This is a genomic window from Devosia sp. (assembly GCF_965229025.1).
Taxonomy (GTDB): Bacteria; Pseudomonadota; Alphaproteobacteria; order Rhizobiales; family Devosiaceae; genus Devosia_A.
The window spans coordinates 2,113,023-2,136,926 of record NZ_OZ245853.1 but is presented as its reverse complement, the minus strand read 5'-3'; the positions used below and the strand labels follow the sequence as shown (position 1 = coordinate 2,136,926).

Below are 23,904 nucleotides of genomic sequence, written 5' to 3'. Positions count from 1 at the left end.
CAATATGCCCGTTCCAAGCCTCATAGGTATCGCCGTGACCATGGCTCTCGAAATGTTCGCAATCGCCCCGGCAACGGGCAAGGCGAACCTTTACCTGAGCCAGGAAAGCCTGCTCGTCGGCAAGGCCAGCTGGCTCTATCGCGCCTGGTCGGCAGGCCTGCCCACCACCCCCACCATCGCCATCACCCGCGCCGCCTGGCAGGCATTGCAGGCCGAACGGCGCATGCAGGGCGAGCGCCTCCGCGTCCATTGGGTGGCGACGCTGTTCCGTCTCGTCGGGCGCGACAACACCACACCCTCGCTCGTCGTGCGCACCTCCGGCGCCGTGCACAGTTCCGGCCTCATGTCCGCCCGCGTTGGCCTGCCGCCACCGGCCAACGAGGCCGAATCGGTCGATCCGGCCCGCCCCCTCGGCCGCGCCATCACCGATGCGTTCGAGTCCTACCCTACCAATGCCGCCGATCCCGACCGGCAGATCGTCATCGTCCAGGCGATGGCTGAAGGCGAGTTGCGCCTGCTGCTGAGCCGTGACGCCCAGACCGGCGAAATGGGCCCCGCCGCCGCCAATGGCGCGCCCTTCGGCCCGCTCCCCCGCGCCGCGCGCGATCTCGTCGAATCGCTCGATCGCATCGCCGGCCAGCACCTCACCTGCCTTGTGGCTGTTCATGGCGACAGCGTCTCGCTGCTCTCGTCCCGCCCCACCCAGGCAGCTGCCGCCGCCGAGCTCGAAGCCGCCGTCGATCGCGTCGCCCGCCGCACCTGGACGCAGCGCGAGGCTGTCAGTCACATTGATCCCACCCGCCTGCAGCAGATGCTCCATCCGCGCCTCCGCGCAACCGAAGCCACCGCCGTCATCGCCTCGGGTCTCGGCGTCTCCCCCGGCGCCGCCAGCGGCGTCATCGTCTTTACGCCCGAGGATGCGGCGCGGATGAAGGCGCGCAGCCGCCATTGCATCCTCGTCGTCACCGAAACCGGCCCCGCCGATATCGAGGGGATGAAAGCCGCGACCGGCATTCTCACCGCGCGCGGCGGCATGACCAGCCACGCCGCCGTCATCGCCCGTATCACCGGCAAGCCCTGCGTCGCCGGCGTCCGCACCCTCAGCGTCAACCTCACCGAAATGACCTGCCGCATTGGCGACAAGGAGTTCCGCCAAGGCGACCGCATCACCATCGATGGTTCGGATGGCGCGGTCTATCTCGGCGCGCTGCCGCTTGCCCAGCCCCATATCGGCGGCGCCATGGGCACGCTCTTGGGCTGGTCCGACGCCTCGCGCAAGGTCGCTGTCCGCGCCAATGCCGAAACTGTCGAGGCCGTCACCACCGCGCTAAGCTTCGGCGCCGAAGGCATCGGCCTAGCGCGCTCCGAACACATGTTCTTTTCCCGCGAACGCATGGTCGCGCTCCGACGACTGATCCTCTCGGAGGATGCCGACGACCGCTCCAAGGCGCTCACCGGCCTCGTCGATTTCCAGACCGGCGATTATTCGCAGATCTTCACTGCCATGCGCGGCCGCCCGGTCACCGTCCGCCTCTTTGATCCGCCGCTCCACGAATTCCTGCCGCGCACCGACGAGGATATCGAGGAGACCGCCAATTCCCTTGGCCTCGCCGTCCGTGCGCTGAAGATCCGGCTCGATCGCATCGCCGAAACCAACCCCATGCTCGGCCACCGCGGCGTCCGCCTCGCCATCACCTATCCCGAAATCCTCAAAATGCAGATCGAGGCGCTGGCCGCCGGTGTCCGCGCCGCATCGGCCAAGCAGGCCGAACCGGTCACCCTCGAGGTCATGGTGCCGTTCGTGTCCACCGTCTCGGAAGTCGTCGAGGTCAAAAAGCAGGTCTATGCCATCATCGACGAAGCGGGCCTGCCACCCGAAGCGCGCGAACGCTTCTCCTTCGGCACCATGATCGAGCTGCCGCGCGCCGCCCTCCGCGCCGCCGAAATCGCCGAACACGTCGACTTTTTCTCCTTCGGCACCAACGATTTGACCCAGACCACCTACGGTATCTCCCGCGACGATGCCCCGGCCTTCCTCTCCGCCTACCAGCGCAAGGGCCTTTACGATTTCGATCCCTTCGTTACGCTCGACCAGAAGGGCGTGGGCGAGCTGATCTCCATCGCCATCGAACGCGGCAAGCGCGCCAATCCCGGCCTCAAGATCGGCATTTGCGGCGAACACGCCGGCGATCCCGCCTCGCTGCGCTTCTTTGCCGAACTCGATATCGACTACGTCAGCTGCTCCCCCTACCGCGTCCCCGCGGCAAGGCTGACACTCGCACAATAGGGTAGGGGCAAAAACAAAAAGGCCCCCCTCACTCAAGAGGAGGACCTTTGCTAGTATCCGGCGAGCTTAGAACTCGCTCCAGTCCTTGCTGACCGCCGCATTGCCCTGCGTCAGGTAAGATCTGGCCGCAGTCTTCACCTTGGCCTGCAGCGCCCTGATGCCGGAGGGCTGAGCTGTAGCGCGCACCGGAGCCGGTGCCGCCCGGCTTGACTCATCGACAATGAACACCTCGACGATCCGGTCGAGCTCATTGGCTTGGCCTTCGGTCTGCTCGATCGCCGCGTTGGTCTCTTCCACCAGCGCTGCATTGTGCTGGGTCATCTCGTCCATCTGCCGGATTGCCGTCGAAACTTCCGCAATTGCGTTCGACTGCTCGCGGCTGGCGCTCGAGATGTCCTTGATCAGATCGGCACTTTCCTTGACCGAGCCCAGCATGTCGGTGAGCTTCTGGGTGGCTTCGGCCACCAGCTTGCTGCCGGCAGTGACCTCGGTTGCCGATTGCTCGATCAGCGCCTTCACCTCCGATGAGGCGCTGGCTGCCGATTGCGCCAAACGCCGAACTTCAACGGCAACCACCGCAAAGCCCTTGCCCGCATCTCCCGCGCGCGCCGCTTCCACTGAAGCGTTGAGGGCGAGGAGGTTGGTCTGGAACGCGATATCGTCGATCAGCCCGATGATGTTGGAAATCTTGGCCGACGAAGAGCTGATCCGCTCCATCGCCTCGTTGGATTTCTTCATCACTTCGCCGGTCTGCGCCGCGGTATCGGACACATTCTGTGCCTTGCCGCTCGCCTGTTCGGCCCGCTTGGCGTTCTCGATCACCGTTGTGCTCAACTGCTCCATCGCAGCCGAAGTCTCTTCGATCGCCGCCGCCTGCTTGGTGGTGCGTTCTGCGAGATCGTTGGCACCCGAGAGGATTTCGCCAGTGGCGGTCTTCAGCGCGCCCGAAGTCCCCCGGATCTGTCCGACAATGCCGGAGAACCGCGAGACAGTGTCGTTGAATGCCGTACGAACCTCATCCAGCTCGCCAACAAAGTGCGTGTCGATCTGCGTCGTCAGGTCGCCTTCGGCCAGCTTGGCCAGGCCTTCGCCCAGCATGTTCACCGCAGCCTTGCGGCCCGTTATGTCGGTTGCGTACTTCACCACCTTGAATGGCTTGCCGTTCAGATCGAAGATCGGGTTATACGACGCTTGGATCCAGACCTGCCTGCCGCCCTTGCCGATGCGCAGATATTCCGCCGCCTGGTATTCTCCCCGGCCCAGCCGGTCCCAGAATTCGCGATATTCGCTGCCGGCAGCGTAGCTGGACTCGACAAACATCCGGTGATGCCGGCCCTTGATCTCGTCGAGCTGGTAGCCGAGCGCCTTGCAGAAATTCTCGTTCGCGTTGAGGATATCGCCATTCATGCTGAATTCGATCACCGCCTGCGACTTCGAAATCGCCGCCAATTGTCCAGCGGCGTCCGCTGACGCCAGCTTCTGCGCCGTCACGTCCGAGGCGATCTTCACGACCACCATCGGCTTGCCGTCAGGTCCCATCACCGGGTTGTACGACGCCTGGATCCAGACCTCTTTGCCACCCTTGCCGATGCGCTTGTACTCGGCAATATCGAAGGCGCCGTTCCGTAGGCGCTCCCAGAAGCCGCGATACTCCGCGCTTCCGGCATAGCCCGGCTCGACGAACATGCGGTGGTGTTGTCCAATCACCTCCGACAGCTCGTATCCCAGAGTCTCCAAAAAGTTGGAGTTAGCGTTCAGGATAGTGCCATCCATCGCAAACTCGATGATCGCCTGCGACTTGGAGAATGCCTCCATCGTCGCGTGGTCCTTAAAAGCCGTCGATTTCGCGACAGCAGATGAAAAAAATCCCAGTGCCATTCAGTTTGGTCCCCAATGACCGTTGCCAATGCAGATAAGTATTTCACCCAATGGAAATGAAACCGTTAACGCTTTCGGGGAAGGCGAAGCCGAAGAGAACTGCAGGAAAGCAACAACAGGAAACCGATAGTCTGCTATCAATTTGTGAGAAAACTGCCACTTTGGCGTCGGATGATAAATAAAACTCAGTAGAATTACAAAATGTCACAGTGAAATCGATTAATAATTGGAAAGAGGCGCGGTCTGGTGGGTTCGCATCCAAAAGTGTCGTGCTTGCGGCGGAACAAAATCAACGCGGCGTTGCGAGGCTGAGAGCTACCGAGTTCTGCAATAAGTCAGAAATCGCGAACAGATGGAGAAACCGGGATGACAAGACCGCATCCTCCATCTGAGTCACGCGAGGTCTGATCAAACAGCTGACAGCAGCCCGTTCCAGAAATCCTGTCCAGAAACTAGCTCCCGCCGAATTCTCGACGCTCGACGTCTTCATGATGCTTGCACTCATGTTTTCGCTGGCAGCCTGCTCGATCCTGACCTGGAGAGATCGTGACCTGCGCCGGCGTACTGGTTGCCCACCATTTCCTCTGCACAAAAACATGACCACCGCACGCCTTGCGACCGGCGCCGCTTCTCCGCTACTTTCCGGCCCTCGTGAAAGGGACGTGCATGTTCAGGCGTTTTTCGGTTTTCCTGCTCCTCCTCCTGCCCACCGCAGCCAGTGCCGAAGAGTGGTTCTACGAGGATGGCGGCGTGCCTATCGCCTATGCCGACAACGGCGTCGCGCAATTGCAGTTCGCCTGCCGTGGCGGCGATCTGACACTCGGCTTCTGGGTCCGCGCACCGCATCGGCAGGTAGCGGGCGCGCAATCGATGAACCTCGCGATCACCCCCGATCCCGCAGCCGGCACCGAAGGCTCAGCCCCTCCCGGCAGCAGCTTTGCGCAGGATATGCCGCTCATCCATAGCGACGGCACGTCAATGATCGTCCGCGGCCCTGTCGCAAAGCAATGGGCCCGCATTGCTCAGAAAACCAGGCATCTCGTCCGCGTCGCCTATGTGCACAAGAACGCCAAGGGCAATGTCGAGGTATTCGACAGCAACGCCTTCAGCGCCAAGGGCTCGGCCTCCGCCATCAGTAAAGTGCTCGATCGCTGCGGTTGAACGCTGGGCACTGCCTTCACCAAGGCTGGTTGGCCGGTCCCACGGTAAATTCATTGATGGTCGTATCTTCCGGCTGGTCGATCGCGAACGCGACCACACTGGCGATGCGCTCCGGCGCGATGCCGTACTTGTCGTAAAGTCCCTGCATAGTCTGCGCGATCCCCGGATCCCGGATCGTGCTGAGCAGTTCGGTGTTGATCGCCGCCGGATAGATGTTGGCCGTACGGATGTTCGTGCCCTCCATCGCCGACTCCATCCTCAGCACCTCCATGAAGTCGCGTAGAAACCACTTGGTGCCGCCATACACCGCGCCACCCGGATAGGCCTTGAGCCCCGCAACTGACGACGTCGCAATGATCTGCCCTGATTTTTGTCGCATGAACGTCGGCAGCACTGCGGCCACTCCGTTCAGCACGCCCTTGACATTGACGTCCACCATCTGGTGCCAGTCGTCGGTTTTAAGCGCCGAGAGCATCGAGTTCGGCATCAGCCCGGCGTTGAGAAAGGTCACATCAACGCCGCCAAACCTGTCGTGAGCCAGTTGCACGATCTGGTCATTGTCAGATTGCAGTGTGACGTCCATCTCCCGGAACGCTGCCTGACCGCCTGCTGCTGTGATTTCGGCAGCGATCTGTGCGAGCCTCTCGGCCCGCCTGGCGCCAAGCACAACTTTGGCGCCCTGGCCAGCCAGAAGCTTGGCGGTCGCTTCGCCAATCCCGGATGATGCGCCCGTGATGATAACGACTTTGTCCTTGATCATTTCTGTCTCTTTTTGATGGCAGGGATGGATGGGGCCGTTCAGACGGCATCAATGCGCAGCGGGAAAGTGCCGCGTGTCAGCAGTGGCCCGAAATCGTCAAAGCGCCCCAGCCGGATCAGGCCCTTCGAATAGTGATATCCAGCGTAAAACAGCGCCAGATTGCCCCAGGGCGAGTAGTAGCAGATGTCGCCGGGCCGCTCCTTGCTGAACGGCCTGCTGCCCTCGAGGCTCAATGTCTTCGGCAGATAGGCAATCTTCTCGTTGTCGGCATAGTCCTCGACGCCAATCTCGAGCGGCAGGAGTGAGAAGAAATCCCGGGCCGAAGCGTTGTCGTAGAGCTCGCCCCTCAGCACCTGCCCATTGAATGTCATGGTAATTTTCATGTCGCCTCGTTCCTGAGCGGCGGGGTCTGCCGTCTGTTGCGCGGCTGCTGGTACCGGGCCGAGCATCGCTCCCAGTCCTCCCAGGAGCACCGTACGGCGGCCGACCGATAAACCCGATCTGCCCACTTCAACCTCCCTCGCGATCTGAGGAGGCGAGAAGCGCCGTCAACGATGCGACAGCCAGCAGCGCCGCTGAAAACAGGAATGTGCTAGTCCAACCGGCAGCATCGAACAGCATCCCGCCCAGGAAGGCGCCCGCAGTTATGGCGCCTTGCACAAGCGCCACCTGCAAACCGCCCCCCGCTTCGAGTTCGCCGGGAATGACACGCGTCATCCACGTGCCCCACGCCACCGGGATCGGCGTGGTGAATATGCCCCATATCACAAGTATCGCGGCCACCGCCCACCCACTGTGCCCGAAGAGTACCAGCAGCAGGGCCAGCCCGGCCAGCACCGCCGGCAGCCCGGCCAGCGCGAGCTTCAGATGCCCCCGCAGCACAAAGCCGATGATCAGCGTGCCGGCCAATCCCCCCAGCCCGAGGCCGAGCAGCACCAGCGACAACGCCCCGACATCAAGTCCGGTCACCATTTCAAGGAACGGCCGCAAATAGGTGGAGAGGGCGAATTGCCCCATGAAGGCGAGCGCCGTTGCGGCCATCCCGAGTGCCACGGTACGGCGCCGGAACAGCCCCAGCATCGCCGACACCGAAACATGCCGGTCGGGTGCCATCCTGGGGATCACCACCAGTTGCCAGAGCAGCCCCGCGACCCCGATCGGTACCACCGAGAAAAACGCGCCACGCCAGCCGATCATCCCGCCGAGAAAGCTCCCCAGCGGCGCCGAAATCACTGCCGCCAGCGCGGTGCCACCCTGCAGCATCGCCATCGCCTTGGGCAGATCGGCCTCGGTTGCAAGCCGCGCCAGGATCGCCGTCGACAGCGACCAGAACCCGCCGATCGCCACGCCCACCAGCGCCCGCCCGGCCATGAACACCAAGTAGTCTGGTGCCAGCGCCACCATAACGCCCGAGGCGATCAGCACGCCTGAATAGAGCAGCACCACCGTCCTTCGATCGAGCCCCGATAGCAGCGCATTCCCGAACAGGCTGGTGACTATGGCAAACAACCCGCTGATCGCAATCGCCTGGCCCGCCTGGCCTTCGGTGATACCGAGCTCCCCCGCGATGGGGGTCAATAGGCTCACCGGCATGAACTCCGACGCAATCAGCACGAAGGTCAGCAGCGACATGCAGATGACCGCCCCCCACTGGGTGCGGTCCGATGTCAGTTTGGTTTGTGTGGCGGGCGATGCCGACATGGGGGCGTATTGTTCCATGCCCAGAAGCTACGCCATCAACACTCCAGTGATTAGCCGCCATAATTGGCAAGCACTTATCGGTTTGTGATATCAATCACGCCGGAGGTGCCCATGAAGCGTGAAGATCTGAACGACCTGCTCTGGTTCATGGCAGTGGCAGAGGACCGGAGCTTCACCAAAGCGGCCGCCCGCCTTGGCACCTCGCAATCCACCCTCAGCCACACCATCAAGCAGCTCGAGGCCCGCATGGGCCTGCGCCTCCTTACCCGCACCACCCGCAGCGTCGCCCCCACCGAAGTCGGTGAGCGCCTGCTGCGCGCACTGGCCCCGCGCATCGAAGATCTCGAAACCGACATCGATAGCCTGATGGCAGTGCGCGACAAGCCGTCGGGCACCATCCGCATCACGCTCTCCGACCACGCCCTCGATACCGTCGTCTGGCCCAAGCTGCGCGATGTGCTGCACGATTATCCCGATATCACCGTCGAGCTCTACACCGACAACGGCTTTCGCAACATCGTCGAAGACCGCTTCGATGCCGGCGTCCGGCTGGGCGAGAGCATCGACAAGGACATGATCGCGGTTCGCATCAGCCCCGATTGGCGCCTTGTTGCCGTCGCGTCGCCCGCCTATTTCGCCACCCGCCCCATCCCTGTTCATCCCCAGCAACTGGTCGAGCACACCTGCATCAACCAGCGCCATCTCCATTCGGGCGGCCTCTACGTCTGGGAATTCGAAAAGGCCGGCCGCGAGCTCCGGGTACGTGTCGAGGGCCAGCTCATCTTCAGCACCTCGGCCGCCCAGATCGATGCTGCCCTCAACGGCTACGGCATCGCCTACCTGCCCGAAAACCTCGTCACCCCCCACATCGCCAGCGGCCGCCTTATCCAGGTCCTCGAGGACTGGTCCCCGCTGTTTTCCGGCTATCACCTCTACTACCCCAGCCGCCGCCAAACCTCCCCCGCCTTCCAGATCCTCATCAACGCCCTCAGCAAACGCCCGGCCTGAACTCCCGCCTCAATGCGAGCTGATTGGACTTCTGATCATCGAAATCCCGTTTGCCTTTACCCCTGGTCCAGCCTAATTCCATCGGCATGGACCCGTTCCTCAGCCTCATCCGCCTTCTGCGCCCGCACGCCACCCTTTGGGGCGGGCTTGAGGGGGCGGGCAGTTGGGGCGTGTCGTTCGAACAGCGGGACGACCTGCTTTTCTGCTGGATCGAGCGCGGCATGGCCTACCTGGTGCGGCCCAACGCCGAACCAATTGTCCTCCAGACAAACGATTTTGTACTGATCCGGACGGTGTCCCCTTTCGCCCTCGTCTCCGCGCCTGACGCTGCGACCGAGGCGAGCGACGCCTTGGTTGCCGCTTCGCAAGACACGCGGTTTCGTGTGGGGCAGCGGACCGGTGCCGAGGTGGTGCTCCACGGTGGGCGGTTCGTTTTCGACACCGCGAACGAGGATTTGCTGGCCGGGTTGATGCCCAGCCTGGTCCACGTCCCAGCCGGTGACACCTCCTCCGCGCGCATTCGCGCCCTGCTGCAGATGAACCAGGGGGAATCCTCCGCGCCGATGCCGGGCCAACAGTTCGTCGTCGAACGCCTGATGGAACTGATCCTCGTTGAAGTCCTGCGCGGCACCGGCGCTTCGCCGCAAAATGGGGGGACCGGCCTCCTCGCCGGCCTGGCCGATCCGATCACGCGGCGAGCACTCTCCGCCATGCACGCAGACATCGTCCACGATTGGACGGTGGAGCAATTGGCTCGTCTCTGCGCTGTGTCGCGATCCGGCTTTGCAAACCGCTTCCGCGCGGTGATGGGCATGGGGCCCATCACCTACCTTTTGCGCTGGCGCATCGCGCTGGCGAAAGACCATCTGCGCACCGGCATCCTGAGTGTGGGCGAAATTGCCTTCCGCGTCGGCTTTCAGTCCACCAGCGCCTTCAGCACGGCCTTCAGCCGCACCACCGGCCTGTCGCCCACCACCTTCGCCGATCGCGTCCGCGCTAGTGATCACCGGGCCGCCGGTCAGCCTCGCTAGACCAGCGTCGCCCCGCCATCCACCACCACGCTCTGACCCGTCGTATAGTCGCTCCGCAGCAACGAAACATATGCTTCGGCGAGGTCCGCTGGCGTGCCGACACGGCCCACGGGCAGCCTGCTCCCCACATCGGCGAACATCTGTTCGCGCGCCGCCGGCGGGATCGCTGACCAAAGCTCTGTCGTGACCATTCCCGGCACCACCACGTTGACGCGCAGCGGCGCGAGTTCGATTGCCAGCGCCCGCCCCAGCGACTCCACCGCGCCGCTGATGCTGGCGCCGATGGCAAAGCCGGCGGGTGGCCGGCGTGCCGATGTCCCACCGGTCAGAACGATCGAGCCACCTGGCAGAATGAATGGTTTCGCCGCCTGCACAGCCTGCAAGACGCCCCAGAACCGTACGTCGAAATAGCCCCGCGCTGCGGCAAGATCGAGTTCGGCCACATGCGGTCCAAACGGGATTGGCTCGCCCGCCGTGTAGACCAGATGGTCAAACGGTCCAATGTCAGCGAACAGCTTTCCAATCGAGTCCGGTGACCGCAAATCCACCGTGAAGCCGGCCGTCCCACTGGGCAGCCGAGCCACCGCCGTCGCTACACTGGCGGCCTGGCTGGCGACCACCACGAGCTTGGCCCCTTCCGCAGCCGCCAGTTCGGCCACCGCCAGGCCAATCCCCCGCGACCCGCCCAGAACCACGACCTTCTTGTCCCGCAACATCACATTCGCTCCTTGCACCAATGCAGCCAGCCGCGTCATGCGCTTGCCGCTGGTTGGGAGATAGGTGGCGGAGATGAGACAGTCGATAATTCAGAGTCCACATTTGATTACTGAGCGTCCAAGCCGCAGCGCATAACGTGAACCGGATGCAGAACGTCGCCTGCGCCAAGCGCCCTTGCTGCTCGTGAGGGGAGTGCCCGTCACGCCGCCCCCGCACCCATTTACCCCGCGCTAACGCTCTTCCTTTCCGTGATCCACCGGTAGGTTTTTACTTACCCACTAGGTGGTAGGCAAAACCGAACACATCCGGGGGGTCCCATGTCACACGACGAAGTCCAACTCGCTGAGCTTGTCAGTGCGCTGAGCCATGCTCTGGATATGACCGAGGGCCAGCCCGTTGGCCATTCGATCCGCGCCTGCTGGATCGGCGTGCAGGTCGGCATCGACCTGGGGCTTAACTCCGCCGAGCTGACCGATCTCTATTACACCATCCTGCTCAAGGACATCGGGTGCTCCACCACCGCCGCCCGCGTCTGCCAGCTCTATCTGACCGACGACATCATGTTCAAACGCAAGGCCAAGTTCCTCGATCACACCGCACCACAGTTCCTGCGCTACCTGATCGCCAATGCCGGCATGAAGCAGAACCTGATCGACCGGTTCAAGCTCATCATCGATACCGCGCTGCAGACCGGCGAGATCAGCTTCGAGCTCACCGATACCCGCTGCCATCGCGGCGCCGACATCGCCCGCCAGATGCGCTTTTCCGAAGCCGTGGCCCAGGGCATCACCGATCTCGATGAACACTGGGACGGCAAGGGCCTGCCACGGAAGAAGACCGGCCCCGCCATTTCCCTCAATGCCCGTGTCGCCCTCATGGCGCAGGTGACCGACGTGTTCTTTGCCAGCGAAGGCGCCGCCGCCGCCCTCGCCGAAGTCAAGCGCCGCGCCGGCACCTGGTTCGACCCGCAATTGGTGGATGCCCTGATGCGCATCGGCGCCGATCCCGCCTTCTGGAGCTCATTGGCCGATCCCGCCCTCCAGGAGCGCGTCGTCGCCTTCGAAGCCATCAAGGACGCCCGTCCGGTCAACGACGACTATCTCGACGACATCGCCGCCGCCTTCGCCGAAGTCATCGACGCCAAGACGCCCTACACCAGCGGCCACAGCGATCGCGTGGCGCTGTTTTCCAACATGATCGCCGTCGAGCTCAACCTCTCCGACGACGAGTGCCGCCACCTCCGCCGTGCCGCGCTGCTCCACGATATCGGCAAACTCGGCGTCTCCAACTCCATCCTCGACAAGCCCGGCAAACTCGATGACGACGAGTGGGCCGAAATCAAGCGCCACCCCGCCCTCGGGCGCGCCGTGCTCTCCCGTGTCGCCGCCTTCCGCGATCTCGCCGAAGTGGCCGGCAACCACCACGAGCGGCTCGATGGCAAGGGCTACCCCGTTGGCATCGCCGGCGACGAGATCGATCTCCACTCCCGCATCGTCGCCGTCGCCGATGTCTTCGACGCCCTCACCGCCGATCGCCCCTACCGCAAGGCCATGAGCCCCGACCAGGCCCTCGCCATCCTCGACGAAATGACCGGCCCGGCCCTCGATGCCACCTGCGTCGCAGCCTTGAAAGCCGCCTTGATCACCATGGAGGCCGCGAAGGCCGCCTAGCGCCCCGGGAGCGTTTCCAGGAAAAGTGGCAACAGCTTTCCGGTTCGGAAACGCGACAAAGAGCTAAGTCAGCTTCTTCTCCGCCTGCACTGCCAGCGCCTCAGCAAAGGCCGCGCTGCTCCAGCCCGCCTCCAGCGCCCGGTGAAACAGCGCCTGCTGCGTTTCCGGCGCCAGCCCGCCAATCGGCGGGTCGCGGTCGAGGTTGGTGGGGAACGAATAGCCCTCCGCGCTCGCCGCAATCGCATTTTCCGCCTCGCGCGCCGAAATCGTCCCCGCCGCGAGCAGCCTCTGCACCGCCGGATAAAGCGCCGCGCTCATCTTCGTCCGGTCGACGCTCTCCATCGCCCGCCCATAAGCCGATGACACCTGCAACAGGTTCGCCATCCGCCTGATATCGGCCGAGCGGTTATTGCCCGCCGCATGAAACAGCGCCGGGTTGAAAAACGCCGCATCGCCCTTCTTGAGCGGCAACTGCACATGGTGCGCGGCGAAGTAGTCTTTGAACTCCTGCAGCCCCGTCGCGAGGTACCCATGGAGGTACGCCTGCGAGTATGGGAGGTAGAGCGTCGGCCCGCTTTCAAGCGGCATGTCGCAATGCGCCACCGCCCCCTGCAGCGTCAGCACCGGCGAAATCCGGTGCACATGCACCGGGTACCGCGCAATCGCCTCCGCCGACTGAAACCCCAGATGATAATCCCGATGCGCCGATTGCGCCGCCCCACCCGGGTTCACGCAGTTGACCTGCGACGTCACCTGATACGCCGGCCCCAGCCAGGCTTCTGAGATCAGCGCCACAATCTCGTTGCCATAATAGGCCGCAAACGCCTCGGGGTCCGCGAGGCAGAGTTTTTCCAGCGCATTCCAGATCCGGTCATTGGCCCCGGGCTTGGCAAAATGGTCACCCCCGCCGGTGCCACGCGCGTGCTGCTCGGCAATCAGCGCGTTGAACAATCCCGTCGCCACATCGATCGGCCCGGTGTCCTCATAAGCCCCCTTGAACACCACCACCCCCGGCCCATCCGTCATCGCCTCCACCCACTCAGCGAGAATTTGCCGGCGGGTTACAGGGTTGGCGGCAGCCGCCCGAACGGCGCTGCCCTCATAGATCAGAACGTTCTTCTCCACCCCGGCCGCAAACGGATAATCGGCAAGGTCCGTGCTCCGCTCGACGAGTGCGCGAAACGCCCCAATGTCGCACTGCGACTGATCCAGCCAAACCCGCTCGGCACGGGTTTGCGATAGGTGTTCGGTCATGGTGTCCTCCTTGTTGTGTTTGGTGGAGACCATAGCGTGACTGGGGCACCAGCGGAATCAGGGTTTCCGCACTGCGTTCTAGCGAGCGATAACGCTACCCAGCACTAGACAGACAAATCAATTGTCTGCAAACAGAGACAAGTCTGAGGAATGCAGAAGTGCTACTCACGACAAGCAAAAAAGGAAGAAAATGTTCAAGGTTGAGAAGGAACATTTTTTGCGAGCCGCAATCGAGATCGGGCATAGTGGCGACAACGATACATTGCCCTACGATTTGGAGGCGGCCTTTATCAAGGACAAGGCTGCCGATCTTGCGGCACTTTGCATGCACCTGTTTCAAAGCGTCGACAGCGGAGCATTCGGAAAGCCAGCGTCGTTCATGAACGGGCTAGCGATCGCGGCCGAGCGTCTGCTCGTTCCTTCAGGGCCTCATGGCTTTCGTTTTACTACAAAGATTCATTCATTCTGGAACCTATACCTCAACGGCCTTGGCCTAGCGATTGCAGAGGCAAACGAAGGTCAGAGAAGCCCCCGCGCGCACTCCTACCGCCTAGCAGAACAGGGGCCTGGCTTCTTTGATCGAACCAAGTCGTGGCGCGCCTATAAGCTCTCGACTCTGGGCGAGCCCGATCTGGACGATGACCACGCGGTTGTTATCCAAACCGATGTCGCGAGCTTCTATGAGCACATCTACCACCACCGCCTGGAAAATGCAGTCAAGGATCTAGCACCGGGGTCCACCCTTGCGTTGCAGATTGATCGCATCCTGAGCAAGTTAGCTGCGGGCCGTTCCTTCGGTCTTCCAGTCGGCGGTCAATGTGCGCGCATTCTGGCCGAAGTAATGATGACACCGATTGACCGGTCATTGAGCGATGCCGGTCTCGTCTGGCACCGCTACGTTGACGACTATACATTGATCTGCCGCTCGCAGCAGGATGCCTACAAGGCGCTATCAGCGCTGTCGCACACGTTGGCTGACTATGGTCTATCATTAAATCGCAGCAAGACGACCATCCTGAGTGCCAAACATTACAAGGACTTCATTTCAGCGCAGCTAGGAGAAGGGGAGAGTTCCAGTCTCGCGCTCCGCGAGCTTGATCTACATTTTGACCCATACTCGGATACGGCGAGCACCGAATATGAAAAACTCAAGCAATCGTTCGAGAAAATCGACGTTGCTTTTCTCCTCGATCTCGAGCGGGAGAAGTCACAACCAGATGCATTCGTTCTCGCGCAGATTGGACGTGCGCTCAAGTTTCAAGAGCCTGCTATCGCAGCGCAGCTGTGCGACACGCTGCTCGACCCGAAGAATCTAGACGCGTTCCGTGCATCGTGGTCAAAAATCATGCGCGGCGTGTATGCCGTGCGCTCAAACGACCAGTTCAAATCGATTTTCAGTACGATCGATGGTTTGCTTGATCGGATACCCGCTGCTGGCGGACATCTGCTCGTTCCCGAAGCCAACATGCTTCACTTCCTGCGGGCGCTTCGATTCGTCAGGACCGACTTGCGCGGCAGCTTCGTACGCCAGACCTACGATTCAACGTCATCTGCCTCGGTCCGTCGTGCCTGCATTGACTGTTGGAGGCATTGGTTGGATCGTACGAACTTCACGCGTTTGCGCAACCAATGGCAGAATCTTGGAGCCGGTGAGCAACGGATGTTGTGGCTGGCGGCTGGGGCATTCGGCGACGAAGGCCTGAAGACTAGGGACCAACTACGCGGGTCGCTTGCGCAGGTTTGGCAACTCGGGATCGAAGCGGGCGCACCGGGCAGTTTTGCGGCCTGTTATGAAGACTGGGTGAAGCATGCCGTTTAGTCGATCGCCAACCCGCGATCCACGCACCGTCGCGCGAGACATTCCCGGGGTTCTCGACATTCTGTTTCCGCGACTTACTGGCGGACTCGTCAATGCCCTGAACGCAAAAATGTTCTCCTTCTCCGGCATCAGCGCTATTCCGGCCGAGATGATTGACAAAAGTCAGCTTCAGAACGCGATGCTATTCGAACTCTCGATGGCACGCGCTGAAAGCGAGTTGCGGGACAAGCAGGTTGCGTCTTGGGAAGAATGTCTGACGCTTGCTTCGAAACGGCAGCGTCGACATTTCGACGCCCGAATTCCTGAAAAGCTTGAACAGAGCGACGTGTTGGTTGCAGACCACGCTTCTCGGAATCTTGTGGCGATGCTGCAGAGCGTTCAGGCACAGCAGTCGTCTGCCGTGTTGGAACACGCCCCCCTCATTCCTGGCCTCGGCTGGATAGCATCCGGTAACGGGGATTTCGCGATCGGCTCAACGCTTATTGAGGTGAAGCACATTGAGCGCAATTTTGGCGCGGGCGATTTCCGCCAAGTTCTGATGTATTGGCTTCTGCGCTACGCGCGAACCATCGAGAGTGACGCTGCAATATGGTCGGACGTCCTATTGCTGAACCCCCGGCGCAACGCAGCACTCCTCATCAACTTTGATCAGCTTCTCCAAGCTGCCTCCGCTTCGTCGAACCGCGTCGAGCTCCTCGAGTTGCTGAGGTTTGCTGTGGGGCAGGAGTTTGATCGGCGCTGAAAGCAGAGCCCGCGCTCAGCCAGGTCCTTTCGGTACGGCGAAAGTTGCACGCCAAGTTGCCTAGACCATCCCCCCTCCGCGCCTTAACCCCTCCCTAACCCTAACCGCGCATTATCAGGGTTGTCGGCATTTGCGTCACAGTTTCAGTGAAATGCCGGTGTGTGTGTTTGTTGCGTTGCGTTGGATAGTAAAGCGTTCTGATGGCCCAGTACCGGACCAGCCCAGCACAGCGGGCTTATCGCGAGCTTGTTGCGCTCAAGGCCCTTGGCGGCGTGACGCTGGCCATGCTCGCCTATGCCGGCTTCACCGGCGGGGCGAACGCGCCCGGCTTTGCCACCGCCGCGCTGGCCGCCACCGCGCCCCAGGCTTCCCTCACCCGCTCCGGTGAGGACATCATGATCACCGGCTCGATCGACCACATGTTTTCAACCGGCAGCTTTGCCGGCCCCAACCGCGCCGAAAAAACCGATCGCGCCCGCCCCACCGTCGATGTCGTCGCCGTCAGCCACAGCTTTGACGATATCCGCGCCCGCATCGCAGCGCTGCGCCAGCCCAAGATGCCGGCGATCATCTCACCGGTCGAAGTCGCCGCCGTCGCGCCGCCCGCCGCCGATGTCGCGCGCCCCATCGATGTGGCGTCCCTCACCGCGCCGCTCGAAAATCCCGCGCTCACCGCCATCGAGGCCGTTTCGCTCCCCGATACCGGCATCCCGGTGCCGCGCACCATGTCCACCAAGCTCGCCTACGCCCGCGCCGATCTGCCGGCCACGGTGTTCGATGGCTCGGTCGCCGACAAGTCGGGCAAGAAGGTCTCCCAGAAGGATGTGTGGTGCATGGCCACCGCCATCTATTTCGAAGCCCGCGGCGAGAGCTATCGCGGCCAGGTCGCGGTGGGGCAGGTGGTGATGAACCGCGTCGCCCACCGGCTCTACCCCTCCACCATCTGCGGCGTGGTGTTCCAGAACCAGAACCAGCGCAACGCCTGCCAGTTCTCCTTCGCCTGCGACGGCATCCCCGAGCGCGTCACCGACGACAAATCCTGGAAGCAGGCGATGACCATCGCCAAGGACGTCATCTCCGGCACCGACTACCTCCCCGAAGTCGGCCACGCCACCCACTACCACGCCACCTACGTCTACCCCCACTGGGCCCCGCGCATGAAAAAGGTCACCAAGATCGGCATGCACGTCTTCTACCAGTTCAAACGCGGCTGGCAGTTCGGCTGACTTCGAGCCGTCCCGTCAGGGCGAAAGGCGCCAGTGGCGCCTTTCGAGGGGAGAAGGCCATGAGAGCTATGCTCGAATGGCTAGACTGATCCTCCCCCGCGTGGCGGGGGAGGGGGACCACCCGCAGGGTGGTGGAGGGGGGTACGATCATTCCGACCTGCTCGCCCCCACCCCATTCAACCTCCATTCATCCCCGTGTTTCAAGTGTGGCAAACAGCGCCCTCTAAGCTGCCAATCCCCCGCCTCAGCTCCCGTTCAACCACCGTTCATCGCCAAGTCAAACCCGAGGCAACCCCTCGGTCCCAGCGCGCGCCCAGCCCCAGCTCCGGCGCCCCAACCCCCTGAAATCGCCACACATTCCCAACTTATCCCCCCGCCCTCCGGCGGTGCGATAATAGCTCTATCGTAACGAACACTCGGAAGCGTCGATGGGGGAGAACAGGATGGGGTGAGCCCCAAGCCGAAGAGCCGATGAAACCTAAAACGTCGCCAGCGCCCGCTTCACCTTCTCGATGAAGCCCGTCAGCCCCGCCTCGGTCTGGTTGTTCATGTCATAGAGCGCGAGATACTTCGGCGGCAGCGGCGTGCCGAACGTCGCCCAGGCCCAGCGGCGGGCCAGCCGGCGCGGCGGATCGCCCATCAGCATGGTGCGGAACCGGTCGCCACCATAGGTGGTCACGAACGCCACCTTCTTGATGTTCTTCATCCTGGGGATCAGCTTGCCCTTGTCCGGCCCGTCCCCACCCACCAGCACAAAGCTTACGCCGGGCAGGAATATGCGGTCAAAAAATCCTTTGAGGATCGCCGGATAACCGTAATTCCACACCGGATGCACGAAAACGATGGCATCCGCTGCGCGAACCCGGTCAACATACGGTTTCGTCAGGGTGGTCAGGTTGCCCGGCACATCGTGGTAATTGAGCCGTTCTTCGCGGCTCATCACTGCGTCGAACCCCTCGTCATAGAGGTTCATCCCGTCCACCTCGTGCCCCCCGGCCTTCAGCGTCTCCACCGTCGCCGCATAGAGCGCCCGGTTGAAGCTGGTCTCAACCGGATGGGCATGCACCACCAGAACCCGCATCAGGCGTTGCCGCCCAGCGTGTAGAGCCCGGTGAACAGCCAGGTACGGCCGCTGTCGAAGTCAAAGTCCGGGTCATCCCAGGCTATCATCTTGCCAGGGTTGAGAATTCCCTTGGGGTCGGCTTCCTTTTTGAACTGCAGCTGCGCCCGGTCCGTCCGCTTCATCCCACCCTCTTCGAGCGTATAGCGGTGCGGGTTGAACACCAGGCAGCCGTTCTCCTCGTGCAGCCTGATGATCTCTTCCAGCCGCTCTTCCGAGGTGTAGCGCACCACCGGCAGCCCCGAAAACACAACCCGCCCGTCAAACCGCGTCATCTCGATATGCATCGGCAACTCGTCGCCAAACGTATCGATCGCCCATTTGACATGCGCCAGGTCGGGGTACTGGGTCTGCAGATAGGTGATCGTCGGGTCGATCTTCAGCCCGCGTAAGGTCGTGTGATTCCACGCCAATTCGTAAACCGGCGGCAGCTTCGCCTTCTCTTCGGGCGGCAGCGTATCGCCCCGCAGAAGCAGGTCGCCCTCATGGAACGCGATGAAATCCACCAGCGCCGGCACCGCAGCCGGCGCCGCCATCAGCAGCACCACCGATTGCTCACGGCTGCGGATATAGGGGCGGTGACGGTTGAAATAGTCATGCGGCATCGGCGCCGCGACCGGCGAAATCTCCTTGCACAGCAGTCCATCCTGCAGCGCCACCTGCTCGGCGAACGCGCAGGCCTCGAGCGCCGTATCGAACCCCACAATCACATCGACCCAGTCGTAGTGTGCCGTCAGCGGCATCTCTACCTCGACGATGATCCCGTTGGTCCCATAGGCATGCGCCACCTTCAGAATGTCCGGACCTTTGAGATCCAGCACCCGCGGTTCGGCCTCACAGGTGATCACCTTCAGCCCCAAGATATTGCCAAAGTTACGCAATCCGCCCCAGCGGATCGACCCGACGCCGCCAGACCCACCAGCCACGAACCCGCCAACCGACGCCATGCGATAGGTGGAGGGGTGAAACCGGAGCTCGCCGTTCACCGCCGCGATTGTCGCTTCATCAAGCTTCTCGATGATGATCCCGGCCTCAGCCCGCACCCGGTCCTTCTCGATGAAGATCACCTTGTCGAGGTTCATCAGGTTGAGGATGGCGCCACCCGAGAGCGGCATCGCCTGCCCGTAATTGCCTGTCCCGGCACCACGCGGCGTCACCGGCACCTCATATTTGAAGGCCTCCCGCAGCACAGTCACCACCTCGTCCTGCGTCCGGGGCGACACCACGATCTCGGCTGTCACGTTCTCAAGCTGGGATTTGAGGCGCGGCGAGTACCAGTAGTGATCGCGGCTTTTCTGCTGCACGATCCGTGGGTTATCTTCGACCGGAATACCGCTGATCGCGGTGCGGAATGCTGAAATGTCCATCGTCTACTCCATCAGGTCGTCGAGTTCGCGGTAATCAGGTAGCGTGCGGTCGATCGCCTTGCCTTGACGCAGAACAATGCGGTCAGACTGCGGGCGTGAATTGAGCTCTGTCCAGCTACGCGCCCGGAACAGCAGCAGATCGGCGGGCCCCCCCACTTCGATCACCGCCTTGTAGGCAAACCCGCCATGGGCGGCGGGTGCCGAGCCAATGGCCCGCACCCAGTCCCAGGCGTCCGCCTGCGGGTGGTCGAACTGCAGGATGCGCGCACCCTCGCGGAACACTTCGACGCCGTCGAGGTCGCCATAGGCATAGAAGGGGTCGCGCGTGTTGTCCGAAGCAATTGCCACCTCGGCCCCAGCGGCCTTGAATTCGTTGAGCAAAGTCACGCCGCGGCGGATCGGCGTCCGCACCGTGCCGCCGCTGTTCTGCCGGTCCTGCAGGTAGATATTGCACATCGGCAGCGACACAATGGCAATCCCGGCCTCGACCGTCTTGTCGATGGTTGCCTTCACCGTGCGCTCGTCCTGCACAGTAAGCACACAGCAATGTCCGGCCATCACCTTGCCGGAAAACCCCGTCTCAACAATAGCTTCCGCGAGGTGCAGCAGCGCATGCGCCGCCGGATCGCCCGTCTCGTCGGTGTGGAGATCGACATCGAGCCCAAGGTTGCCGGCCTTGTCGAGCACTGCGAGCATAGCCTCTTTGGAGCGGTCATAGACCGCCACAGAGCCGCCCATCAGCCCGCCAGAGGCTTTCACCTGCCGCGCCACCTGGTCGAGCGCCACGGGGTCAACCAGCGTGTCCGGCCCGACAATCGCCGCCGCTTGCAACTCGATCCGCCCGGCCCACCTTTCGCGCACCTTCTCGAACAGCGTCCAACTGATCTCGTGCTGCGGTGGCGAGGAGTCGAGATGGGTGCGGATCGCCGCCGTGCCGTGCGCATACGCACAGCGCAGCGAGAACTCCATCCGCCGCTCCACGTCAGCGGCCGCCCAGAGGCTCTCCCTGTCCTCGTTCACCGCCACCAGCGCGCCGAGCCAAGTCCCGTCCGGGTTGACCTTGCGCGCCCAGATATGGCCCTTGTCGAGGTGGGTGTGGATGTCGACAAAGCAAGGCAAGATCAGGCCTTTATCGAGATCAAAGGCAGGCCCGTCGACGGCAGCCGACCCAGCCGGGCGAATGGCGCTGATCCGGCCTTCAGTGATCGTGATGTCCAGCTTTTGCACCGATCCATCGCCAATCCTGCCCAGCGCAGCGCTCGGAACGCTGGCATTGGTCAGCGTCACCGTGCCGGTTGAAAGGCTTTCAATTGCGGCCATCCGCTCAGTTCTCCCGCCGGATGGCGCTCTCATGCCAGCGATGCAAGGAGAACCATGAAATGAACGAGGTCAGCCCAAAGATCGCGATGCCTGTCGCCGTCAAGAGGATCAGTGCCGCGAACATGCGCGGGATGTTGAGCCGGTACTGGGCTTCCAGCAGTCGGAAAGCCAACCCCGAGCCTTCGCCTGCCGTGCCTGCAGCAAACTCAGCGACCACGGCCGCAATCAGCGCCAGCCCACCACCAATCCTGAGACCAGCCATGAAGTAGGGCATCGCCGCCGGAATCTTCAGGTAAATCAACGTCTGCCAGCGCGACGCGCCATAGAGATCGTAGAGGTTGAGCAGGTTGTGATCGACGCTCTTCAGTCCCGCCACCATGTTGGAGAGGATCGGAAAGAACGCCACGAGGAACGAGCAGATCAGCAGCGCAGTCTGGGTATCGGGCGCGTAGATCAGCAGTAGCGGTGTGATCGCAATAATCGGCGTCACCTGCAGGATCACTGCGAACGGGAACAGCGCCAGTTCAATCCAGCGCGACTGTACCAGGAGTATCGCCAGCGCCACCCCGCCCACCAACGCCAGGAAGAGGGCCGTGAAGGTGATCCTCAGAGTTACCCATAGCGCCGGCAGCAGCGTCGGGTAGTCGGTGAGCAGCGATTTTGCCACGTCGGCCGGGGCCGGCAGGATGTATTTCGGAATGTTGTTCAGCACCACCGTCAGGTGCCAGGCGATCACCGCGAGCACCAGCATGCCAATTGGTATGGCGATCCGCATGATCTTTTCGGAACGCGGCGTACGGGGCGCGAGGATCGCAACGGCGCTGTCAGTGCCGCTCTCATCATGCGCCGGAACGGCAGGCAGGGTGTCGCTCATCAGTGGTCTCCCCCGCCGATATGAATCGCTTCCTGCAAGGCGCGCGACACCTGGTGCGTCGTCGCCCGGTACTCTTCCGAGGTGCGATAGTCCGCGTTTCGCTCTGCCGAAGTGTGCAGCGGCACATCAGCGTACACCTGACCGGGCCGCGCCTTCATCACCACGATACGGTTCGATAGGTAAGCGCTCTCAAACACCGAGTGCGTCACGAAGATGACTGTCACCCCGGACTGCTTCCACAACCGGAGCACGTCGTCATTGAGTTTCTGCCGCGTAATTTCATCAAGTGCCGCAAAGGGTTCATCCATCAGCAGCAGCGTCGGCTTGGTTACCAAAGCGCGCGCAATGGAGACTCGCATCTTCATGCCACCCGAGAGCTCGCGGGGGTAGGATTTCTCGAAGTCAGCCAGCCCGACGGACGCCAGGGTCTCCATGATTTGTGGCCGGGCTGCAGCCTTGCTCACGCCTTTGAGGCGCAACGGCAGGTACACATTGCCGAACACCGTCTGCCACGGCATTAGCGTCGGTTCCTGGAACACGAACCCAATGTCGCCTTCAGGAAGGCCGCGTGAATTGATCTTAGACGACGGCCAGTCAATCTGCCCGGAACTGGCACCGCCAAGCCCCGCGATGATCCGCAAAGCTGTGGATTTTCCACAGCCTGAAGGGCCTAGGAGGCTGATGAACTCGCCGCGAAACACGTCGAGCGACATGTCCTTGAGGGCAAGGGTGCCATTGGAGAAGATCTTGTTCACGTTGCGCATGGAAACCACCGTGCGGCGCAACGGGGCCGCGCTGCCGGCGTCGGCGAGTGTCTGTTCGGTCAATTCGGGAGCCCAGATTAGGGTCAAAACGGCGCGGGCAGAATCGCCCGCGCCGACAGAGGTTTAGCTTACTTCACCAGCTCTTTGCCAACGCCGTGGCAGACGTCGTCCAGCACATAGGCCTGGGTCACATCGATCCCCTCGGGGAACATCCCGACGGCCTTCATCTGGTCATAGAACGACTGCCAGCGGTCGGCGGTCATGCAGCCGATACCGTTGGTCTCCGCGTCACCCGAAACGACAATCCCGAGTTCCTTCATCTTGGCGATGCCGAACGCGATCTGATCGTCGGTCATGTCCGGATTGTCTTTCTTGATCAGCTCGTTGGCCTTGGTATTGTCGCCGTAGAGGTAATTGTACCAGCCGATGATCGAGGCCTCGACGAAGCGCTTGGCGATATCCTTGTGCTCGTCATACCAGGGCTTCATCACTTCGATCGTGGTGGAGTAGGGCGCGTAGCCGTTGTCGGCCAGCAGGAACTCCTTGGGCTCCCAACCGGTCTGCTTCTTGATCTCGAGCGGCTCGGAGGTCACGTAGCCCTGCTGGATCGACTGCTTGTCCGCAATAAACGGCGCCGGGTTGAACGTGTAGGGTTCGAACTTTTCGTCCTTGAAGTCCGGGTATGCCGACTTCATCCACGGGAAGTACGAGATGAACCCGTCCTTGGAGAGGATGTACTTGTCGGCCTTGGCGAGGTCCGCAAAGGTCTCAAAGCCCGCATCCGGATGGGCCAGCAGTACCTGCGGGTCCTTCTGGAAGATCGAGGCGAGCGTCAGGGTCGGGATACCTTCCTTGACAGCGTCGATCGCAGTGGACATGCCGCCCATGTAGAACTCAATCTGGCCGCCGACCAGCAGCGAGCGGTTGGCGCCCTGCGGCCCACCCTGGCGGATAGTCACGTCGAGGCCATACTTCTCATAGGTGCCGTCGGCCACGGCTTGGTAGAAGCCGCCATGCTCTGCCTGGGCCAGCCAGTTCGTGCCGTAGCTGACCTTATCAAGCGCCAATGCACCGCCAGCACCCAATGCCAGCGTGAGCAATCCACCAGCAAATAGCTTGCTGAGATTCATCATCTTTAGTCTCCCTGTTCCCGTCTGGCCGCGCGTTGATCCGCCGGCCGGTAGGCGAAGCTGTGTGCGCAGAAC

Annotated in this window: 20 protein-coding genes; 8 read left to right on the top strand and 12 right to left on the bottom strand. The window is 62.3% G+C overall.

Features of this window, described 5'->3' with window-relative positions; all coding sequences use genetic code 11:
• The first annotated feature begins 40 nt into the window (after nt 1–40).
• Nucleotides 41–2,287 carry a putative PEP-binding protein gene (locus ACO06J_RS10540; protein WP_421762487.1) on the top strand — a complete coding sequence of 749 codons (2,247 nt, stop codon included), beginning with the start codon at nt 41–43 and terminating at the stop codon, nt 2,285–2,287.
• 66 nt (nt 2,288–2,353) lie between these two features.
• Here the strand turns inward: ACO06J_RS10540 and ACO06J_RS10535 are convergent, their stop codons facing one another.
• Nucleotides 2,354–4,102 carry a methyl-accepting chemotaxis protein gene (locus ACO06J_RS10535; protein WP_421760669.1) on the bottom strand — a complete coding sequence of 583 codons (1,749 nt, stop codon included), beginning with the start codon at nt 4,100–4,102 and terminating at the stop codon, nt 2,354–2,356.
• A gap of 729 nt (nt 4,103–4,831) precedes the next feature.
• On the opposite strand from ACO06J_RS10535, the gene ACO06J_RS10530 reads away from it, so the two are divergent.
• On the top strand, nt 4,832–5,326 hold the full coding sequence (locus tag ACO06J_RS10530; RefSeq protein ID WP_421760668.1) for a hypothetical protein: 495 nt from the start codon (nt 4,832–4,834) through the stop codon (nt 5,324–5,326).
• Between the two features lie 16 nt (nt 5,327–5,342).
• Here ACO06J_RS10530 and ACO06J_RS10525 read toward each other — a convergent pair whose 3' ends face one another.
• The 3 genes from ACO06J_RS10525 to ACO06J_RS10515 form a co-directional block, all read right to left on the bottom strand.
• Entirely contained in the window at nt 5,343–6,086 is a 744-nt protein-coding gene (locus tag ACO06J_RS10525; RefSeq protein WP_421760667.1) for an SDR family oxidoreductase, read from the bottom strand.
• Nucleotides 6,087–6,124: 38 nt separating this feature from the next.
• Nucleotides 6,125–6,469, bottom strand: a complete 345-nt coding sequence (locus tag ACO06J_RS10520; protein ID WP_421760666.1) for a cyclophilin-like fold protein — start codon at nt 6,467–6,469, stop codon at nt 6,125–6,127.
• Nucleotides 6,470–6,596: 127 nt separating this feature from the next.
• On the bottom strand, nt 6,597–7,787 hold the full coding sequence (locus ACO06J_RS10515; RefSeq protein WP_421760665.1) for an MFS transporter: 1,191 nt from the start codon (nt 7,785–7,787) through the stop codon (nt 6,597–6,599).
• Nucleotides 7,788–7,898: 111 nt separating this feature from the next.
• Between ACO06J_RS10515 and ACO06J_RS10510 the strand changes: the two genes are divergently transcribed.
• Together ACO06J_RS10510 and ACO06J_RS10505 are read left to right on the top strand one after the other, a co-directional pair.
• The gene (locus ACO06J_RS10510) at nt 7,899–8,795 is read left to right on the top strand and encodes a LysR family transcriptional regulator (RefSeq protein ID WP_421760664.1); all 897 of its coding nucleotides are present in this window, start codon (nt 7,899–7,901) and stop codon (nt 8,793–8,795) included.
• An 86-nt stretch (nt 8,796–8,881) separates the two neighbouring features.
• Nucleotides 8,882–9,826: an AraC family transcriptional regulator gene (locus tag ACO06J_RS10505; protein WP_421760663.1), complete on the top strand. Its 945-nt coding sequence runs from the start codon at nt 8,882–8,884 to the stop codon at nt 9,824–9,826.
• Here the strand turns inward: ACO06J_RS10505 and ACO06J_RS10500 are convergent.
• Nucleotides 9,823–10,542 (bottom strand): SDR family oxidoreductase, encoded by a 720-nt coding sequence (locus ACO06J_RS10500; protein ID WP_421760662.1) that lies wholly within the window; start codon nt 10,540–10,542, stop codon nt 9,823–9,825. The two genes, ACO06J_RS10505 and ACO06J_RS10500, sit on opposite strands and share 4 nt — an antisense overlap.
• 318 nt (nt 10,543–10,860) lie before the next feature.
• On the opposite strand from ACO06J_RS10500, the gene ACO06J_RS10495 reads away from it, so the two are divergent.
• Nucleotides 10,861–12,213: an HD domain-containing phosphohydrolase gene (locus ACO06J_RS10495; RefSeq protein WP_421760661.1), complete on the top strand. Its 1,353-nt coding sequence runs from the start codon at nt 10,861–10,863 to the stop codon at nt 12,211–12,213.
• A gap of 63 nt (nt 12,214–12,276) precedes the next feature.
• On the opposite strand, the gene ACO06J_RS10490 is transcribed toward ACO06J_RS10495, so the two are convergent.
• Nucleotides 12,277–13,467: a phytanoyl-CoA dioxygenase family protein gene (locus ACO06J_RS10490; protein ID WP_421760660.1), complete on the bottom strand. Its 1,191-nt coding sequence runs from the start codon at nt 13,465–13,467 to the stop codon at nt 12,277–12,279.
• A 190-nt stretch (nt 13,468–13,657) separates the two neighbouring features.
• Here ACO06J_RS10490 and ACO06J_RS10485 point away from each other — a divergent pair, with 190 nt between their 5' ends.
• The 3 genes from ACO06J_RS10485 (at nt 13,658) to ACO06J_RS10475 (ending at nt 17,254) form a co-directional block, all read left to right on the top strand.
• Nucleotides 13,658–15,286, top strand: a complete 1,629-nt coding sequence (locus ACO06J_RS10485) for an RNA-directed DNA polymerase (RefSeq protein WP_421760659.1) — start codon at nt 13,658–13,660, stop codon at nt 15,284–15,286.
• Nucleotides 15,276–16,028, top strand: coding sequence for a hypothetical protein (locus tag ACO06J_RS10480; protein WP_421760658.1), 753 nt, complete (start codon nt 15,276–15,278; stop codon nt 16,026–16,028). The genes ACO06J_RS10485 and ACO06J_RS10480 overlap by 11 nt, the downstream gene beginning before the upstream one ends.
• Before the next feature lie 200 nt (nt 16,029–16,228).
• A complete protein-coding gene (locus tag ACO06J_RS10475; protein ID WP_421760657.1) occupies nt 16,229–17,254 on the top strand; it encodes a cell wall hydrolase in 1,026 nt (341 codons plus the stop codon).
• Nucleotides 17,255–17,732: 478 nt separating this feature from the next.
• Here ACO06J_RS10475 and ACO06J_RS10470 read toward each other — a convergent pair whose 3' ends face one another.
• The 6 genes from ACO06J_RS10470 to ACO06J_RS10445 form a co-directional block, all read right to left on the bottom strand.
• Nucleotides 17,733–18,335: an NAD(P)H-dependent oxidoreductase gene (locus ACO06J_RS10470; RefSeq protein WP_421760656.1), complete on the bottom strand. Its 603-nt coding sequence runs from the start codon at nt 18,333–18,335 to the stop codon at nt 17,733–17,735.
• Entirely contained in the window at nt 18,335–19,741 is a 1,407-nt protein-coding gene (locus tag ACO06J_RS10465) for an FAD-binding oxidoreductase (RefSeq protein ID WP_421760655.1), read from the bottom strand. Before ACO06J_RS10465 ends, ACO06J_RS10470 begins: the two co-directional genes overlap by 1 nt.
• A 3-nt stretch (nt 19,742–19,744) precedes the next feature.
• The gene (locus ACO06J_RS10460; RefSeq protein WP_421760654.1) at nt 19,745–21,061 is read right to left on the bottom strand and encodes a cytosine deaminase; all 1,317 of its coding nucleotides are present in this window, start codon (nt 21,059–21,061) and stop codon (nt 19,745–19,747) included.
• Nucleotides 21,062–21,065: 4 nt separating this feature from the next.
• Entirely contained in the window at nt 21,066–21,935 is an 870-nt protein-coding gene (locus ACO06J_RS10455) for an ABC transporter permease (RefSeq protein WP_421760653.1), read from the bottom strand.
• Nucleotides 21,935–22,699, bottom strand: coding sequence for an ABC transporter ATP-binding protein (locus ACO06J_RS10450; protein WP_421762486.1), 765 nt, complete (start codon nt 22,697–22,699; stop codon nt 21,935–21,937). Before ACO06J_RS10450 ends, ACO06J_RS10455 begins: the two co-directional genes overlap by 1 nt.
• 128 nt (nt 22,700–22,827) lie before the next feature.
• Nucleotides 22,828–23,832 (bottom strand): ABC transporter substrate-binding protein, encoded by a 1,005-nt coding sequence (locus ACO06J_RS10445; protein WP_421760652.1) that lies wholly within the window; start codon nt 23,830–23,832, stop codon nt 22,828–22,830.
• Nucleotides 23,833–23,904 lie beyond the last annotated feature (72 nt).

Coding starts and splice junctions, on each gene's coding strand:
- ACO06J_RS10540 (WP_421762487.1), top strand. CDS start 41: ATGGCTCTCGAAATGTTCGCAATCGCCCCGGCAACGGGCAAGGCGAAC.
- ACO06J_RS10535 (WP_421760669.1), bottom strand. CDS start 4,102: ATGGAGGCATTCTCCAAGTCGCAGGCGATCATCGAGTTTGCGATGGAT.
- ACO06J_RS10530 (WP_421760668.1), top strand. CDS start 4,832: ATGTTCAGGCGTTTTTCGGTTTTCCTGCTCCTCCTCCTGCCCACCGCA.
- ACO06J_RS10525 (WP_421760667.1), bottom strand. CDS start 6,086: ATGATCAAGGACAAAGTCGTTATCATCACGGGCGCATCATCCGGGATT.
- ACO06J_RS10520 (WP_421760666.1), bottom strand. CDS start 6,469: ATGAAAATTACCATGACATTCAATGGGCAGGTGCTGAGGGGCGAGCTC.
- ACO06J_RS10515 (WP_421760665.1), bottom strand. CDS start 7,787: ATGTCGGCATCGCCCGCCACACAAACCAAACTGACATCGGACCGCACC.
- ACO06J_RS10510 (WP_421760664.1), top strand. CDS start 7,899: ATGAAGCGTGAAGATCTGAACGACCTGCTCTGGTTCATGGCAGTGGCA.
- ACO06J_RS10505 (WP_421760663.1), top strand. CDS start 8,882: ATGGACCCGTTCCTCAGCCTCATCCGCCTTCTGCGCCCGCACGCCACC.
- ACO06J_RS10500 (WP_421760662.1), bottom strand. CDS start 10,542: ATGTTGCGGGACAAGAAGGTCGTGGTTCTGGGCGGGTCGCGGGGGATT.
- ACO06J_RS10495 (WP_421760661.1), top strand. CDS start 10,861: ATGTCACACGACGAAGTCCAACTCGCTGAGCTTGTCAGTGCGCTGAGC.
- ACO06J_RS10490 (WP_421760660.1), bottom strand. CDS start 13,467: ATGACCGAACACCTATCGCAAACCCGTGCCGAGCGGGTTTGGCTGGAT.
- ACO06J_RS10485 (WP_421760659.1), top strand. CDS start 13,658: ATGTTCAAGGTTGAGAAGGAACATTTTTTGCGAGCCGCAATCGAGATC.
- ACO06J_RS10480 (WP_421760658.1), top strand. CDS start 15,276: ATGCCGTTTAGTCGATCGCCAACCCGCGATCCACGCACCGTCGCGCGA.
- ACO06J_RS10475 (WP_421760657.1), top strand. CDS start 16,229: ATGGCCCAGTACCGGACCAGCCCAGCACAGCGGGCTTATCGCGAGCTT.
- ACO06J_RS10470 (WP_421760656.1), bottom strand. CDS start 18,335: ATGCGGGTTCTGGTGGTGCATGCCCATCCGGTTGAGACCAGCTTCAAC.
- ACO06J_RS10465 (WP_421760655.1), bottom strand. CDS start 19,741: ATGGACATTTCAGCATTCCGCACCGCGATCAGCGGTATTCCGGTCGAA.
- ACO06J_RS10460 (WP_421760654.1), bottom strand. CDS start 21,061: ATGGCCGCAATTGAAAGCCTTTCAACCGGCACGGTGACGCTGACCAAT.
- ACO06J_RS10455 (WP_421760653.1), bottom strand. CDS start 21,935: ATGAGCGACACCCTGCCTGCCGTTCCGGCGCATGATGAGAGCGGCACT.
- ACO06J_RS10450 (WP_421762486.1), bottom strand. CDS start 22,699: ATGCGCAACGTGAACAAGATCTTCTCCAATGGCACCCTTGCCCTCAAG.
- ACO06J_RS10445 (WP_421760652.1), bottom strand. CDS start 23,832: ATGATGAATCTCAGCAAGCTATTTGCTGGTGGATTGCTCACGCTGGCA.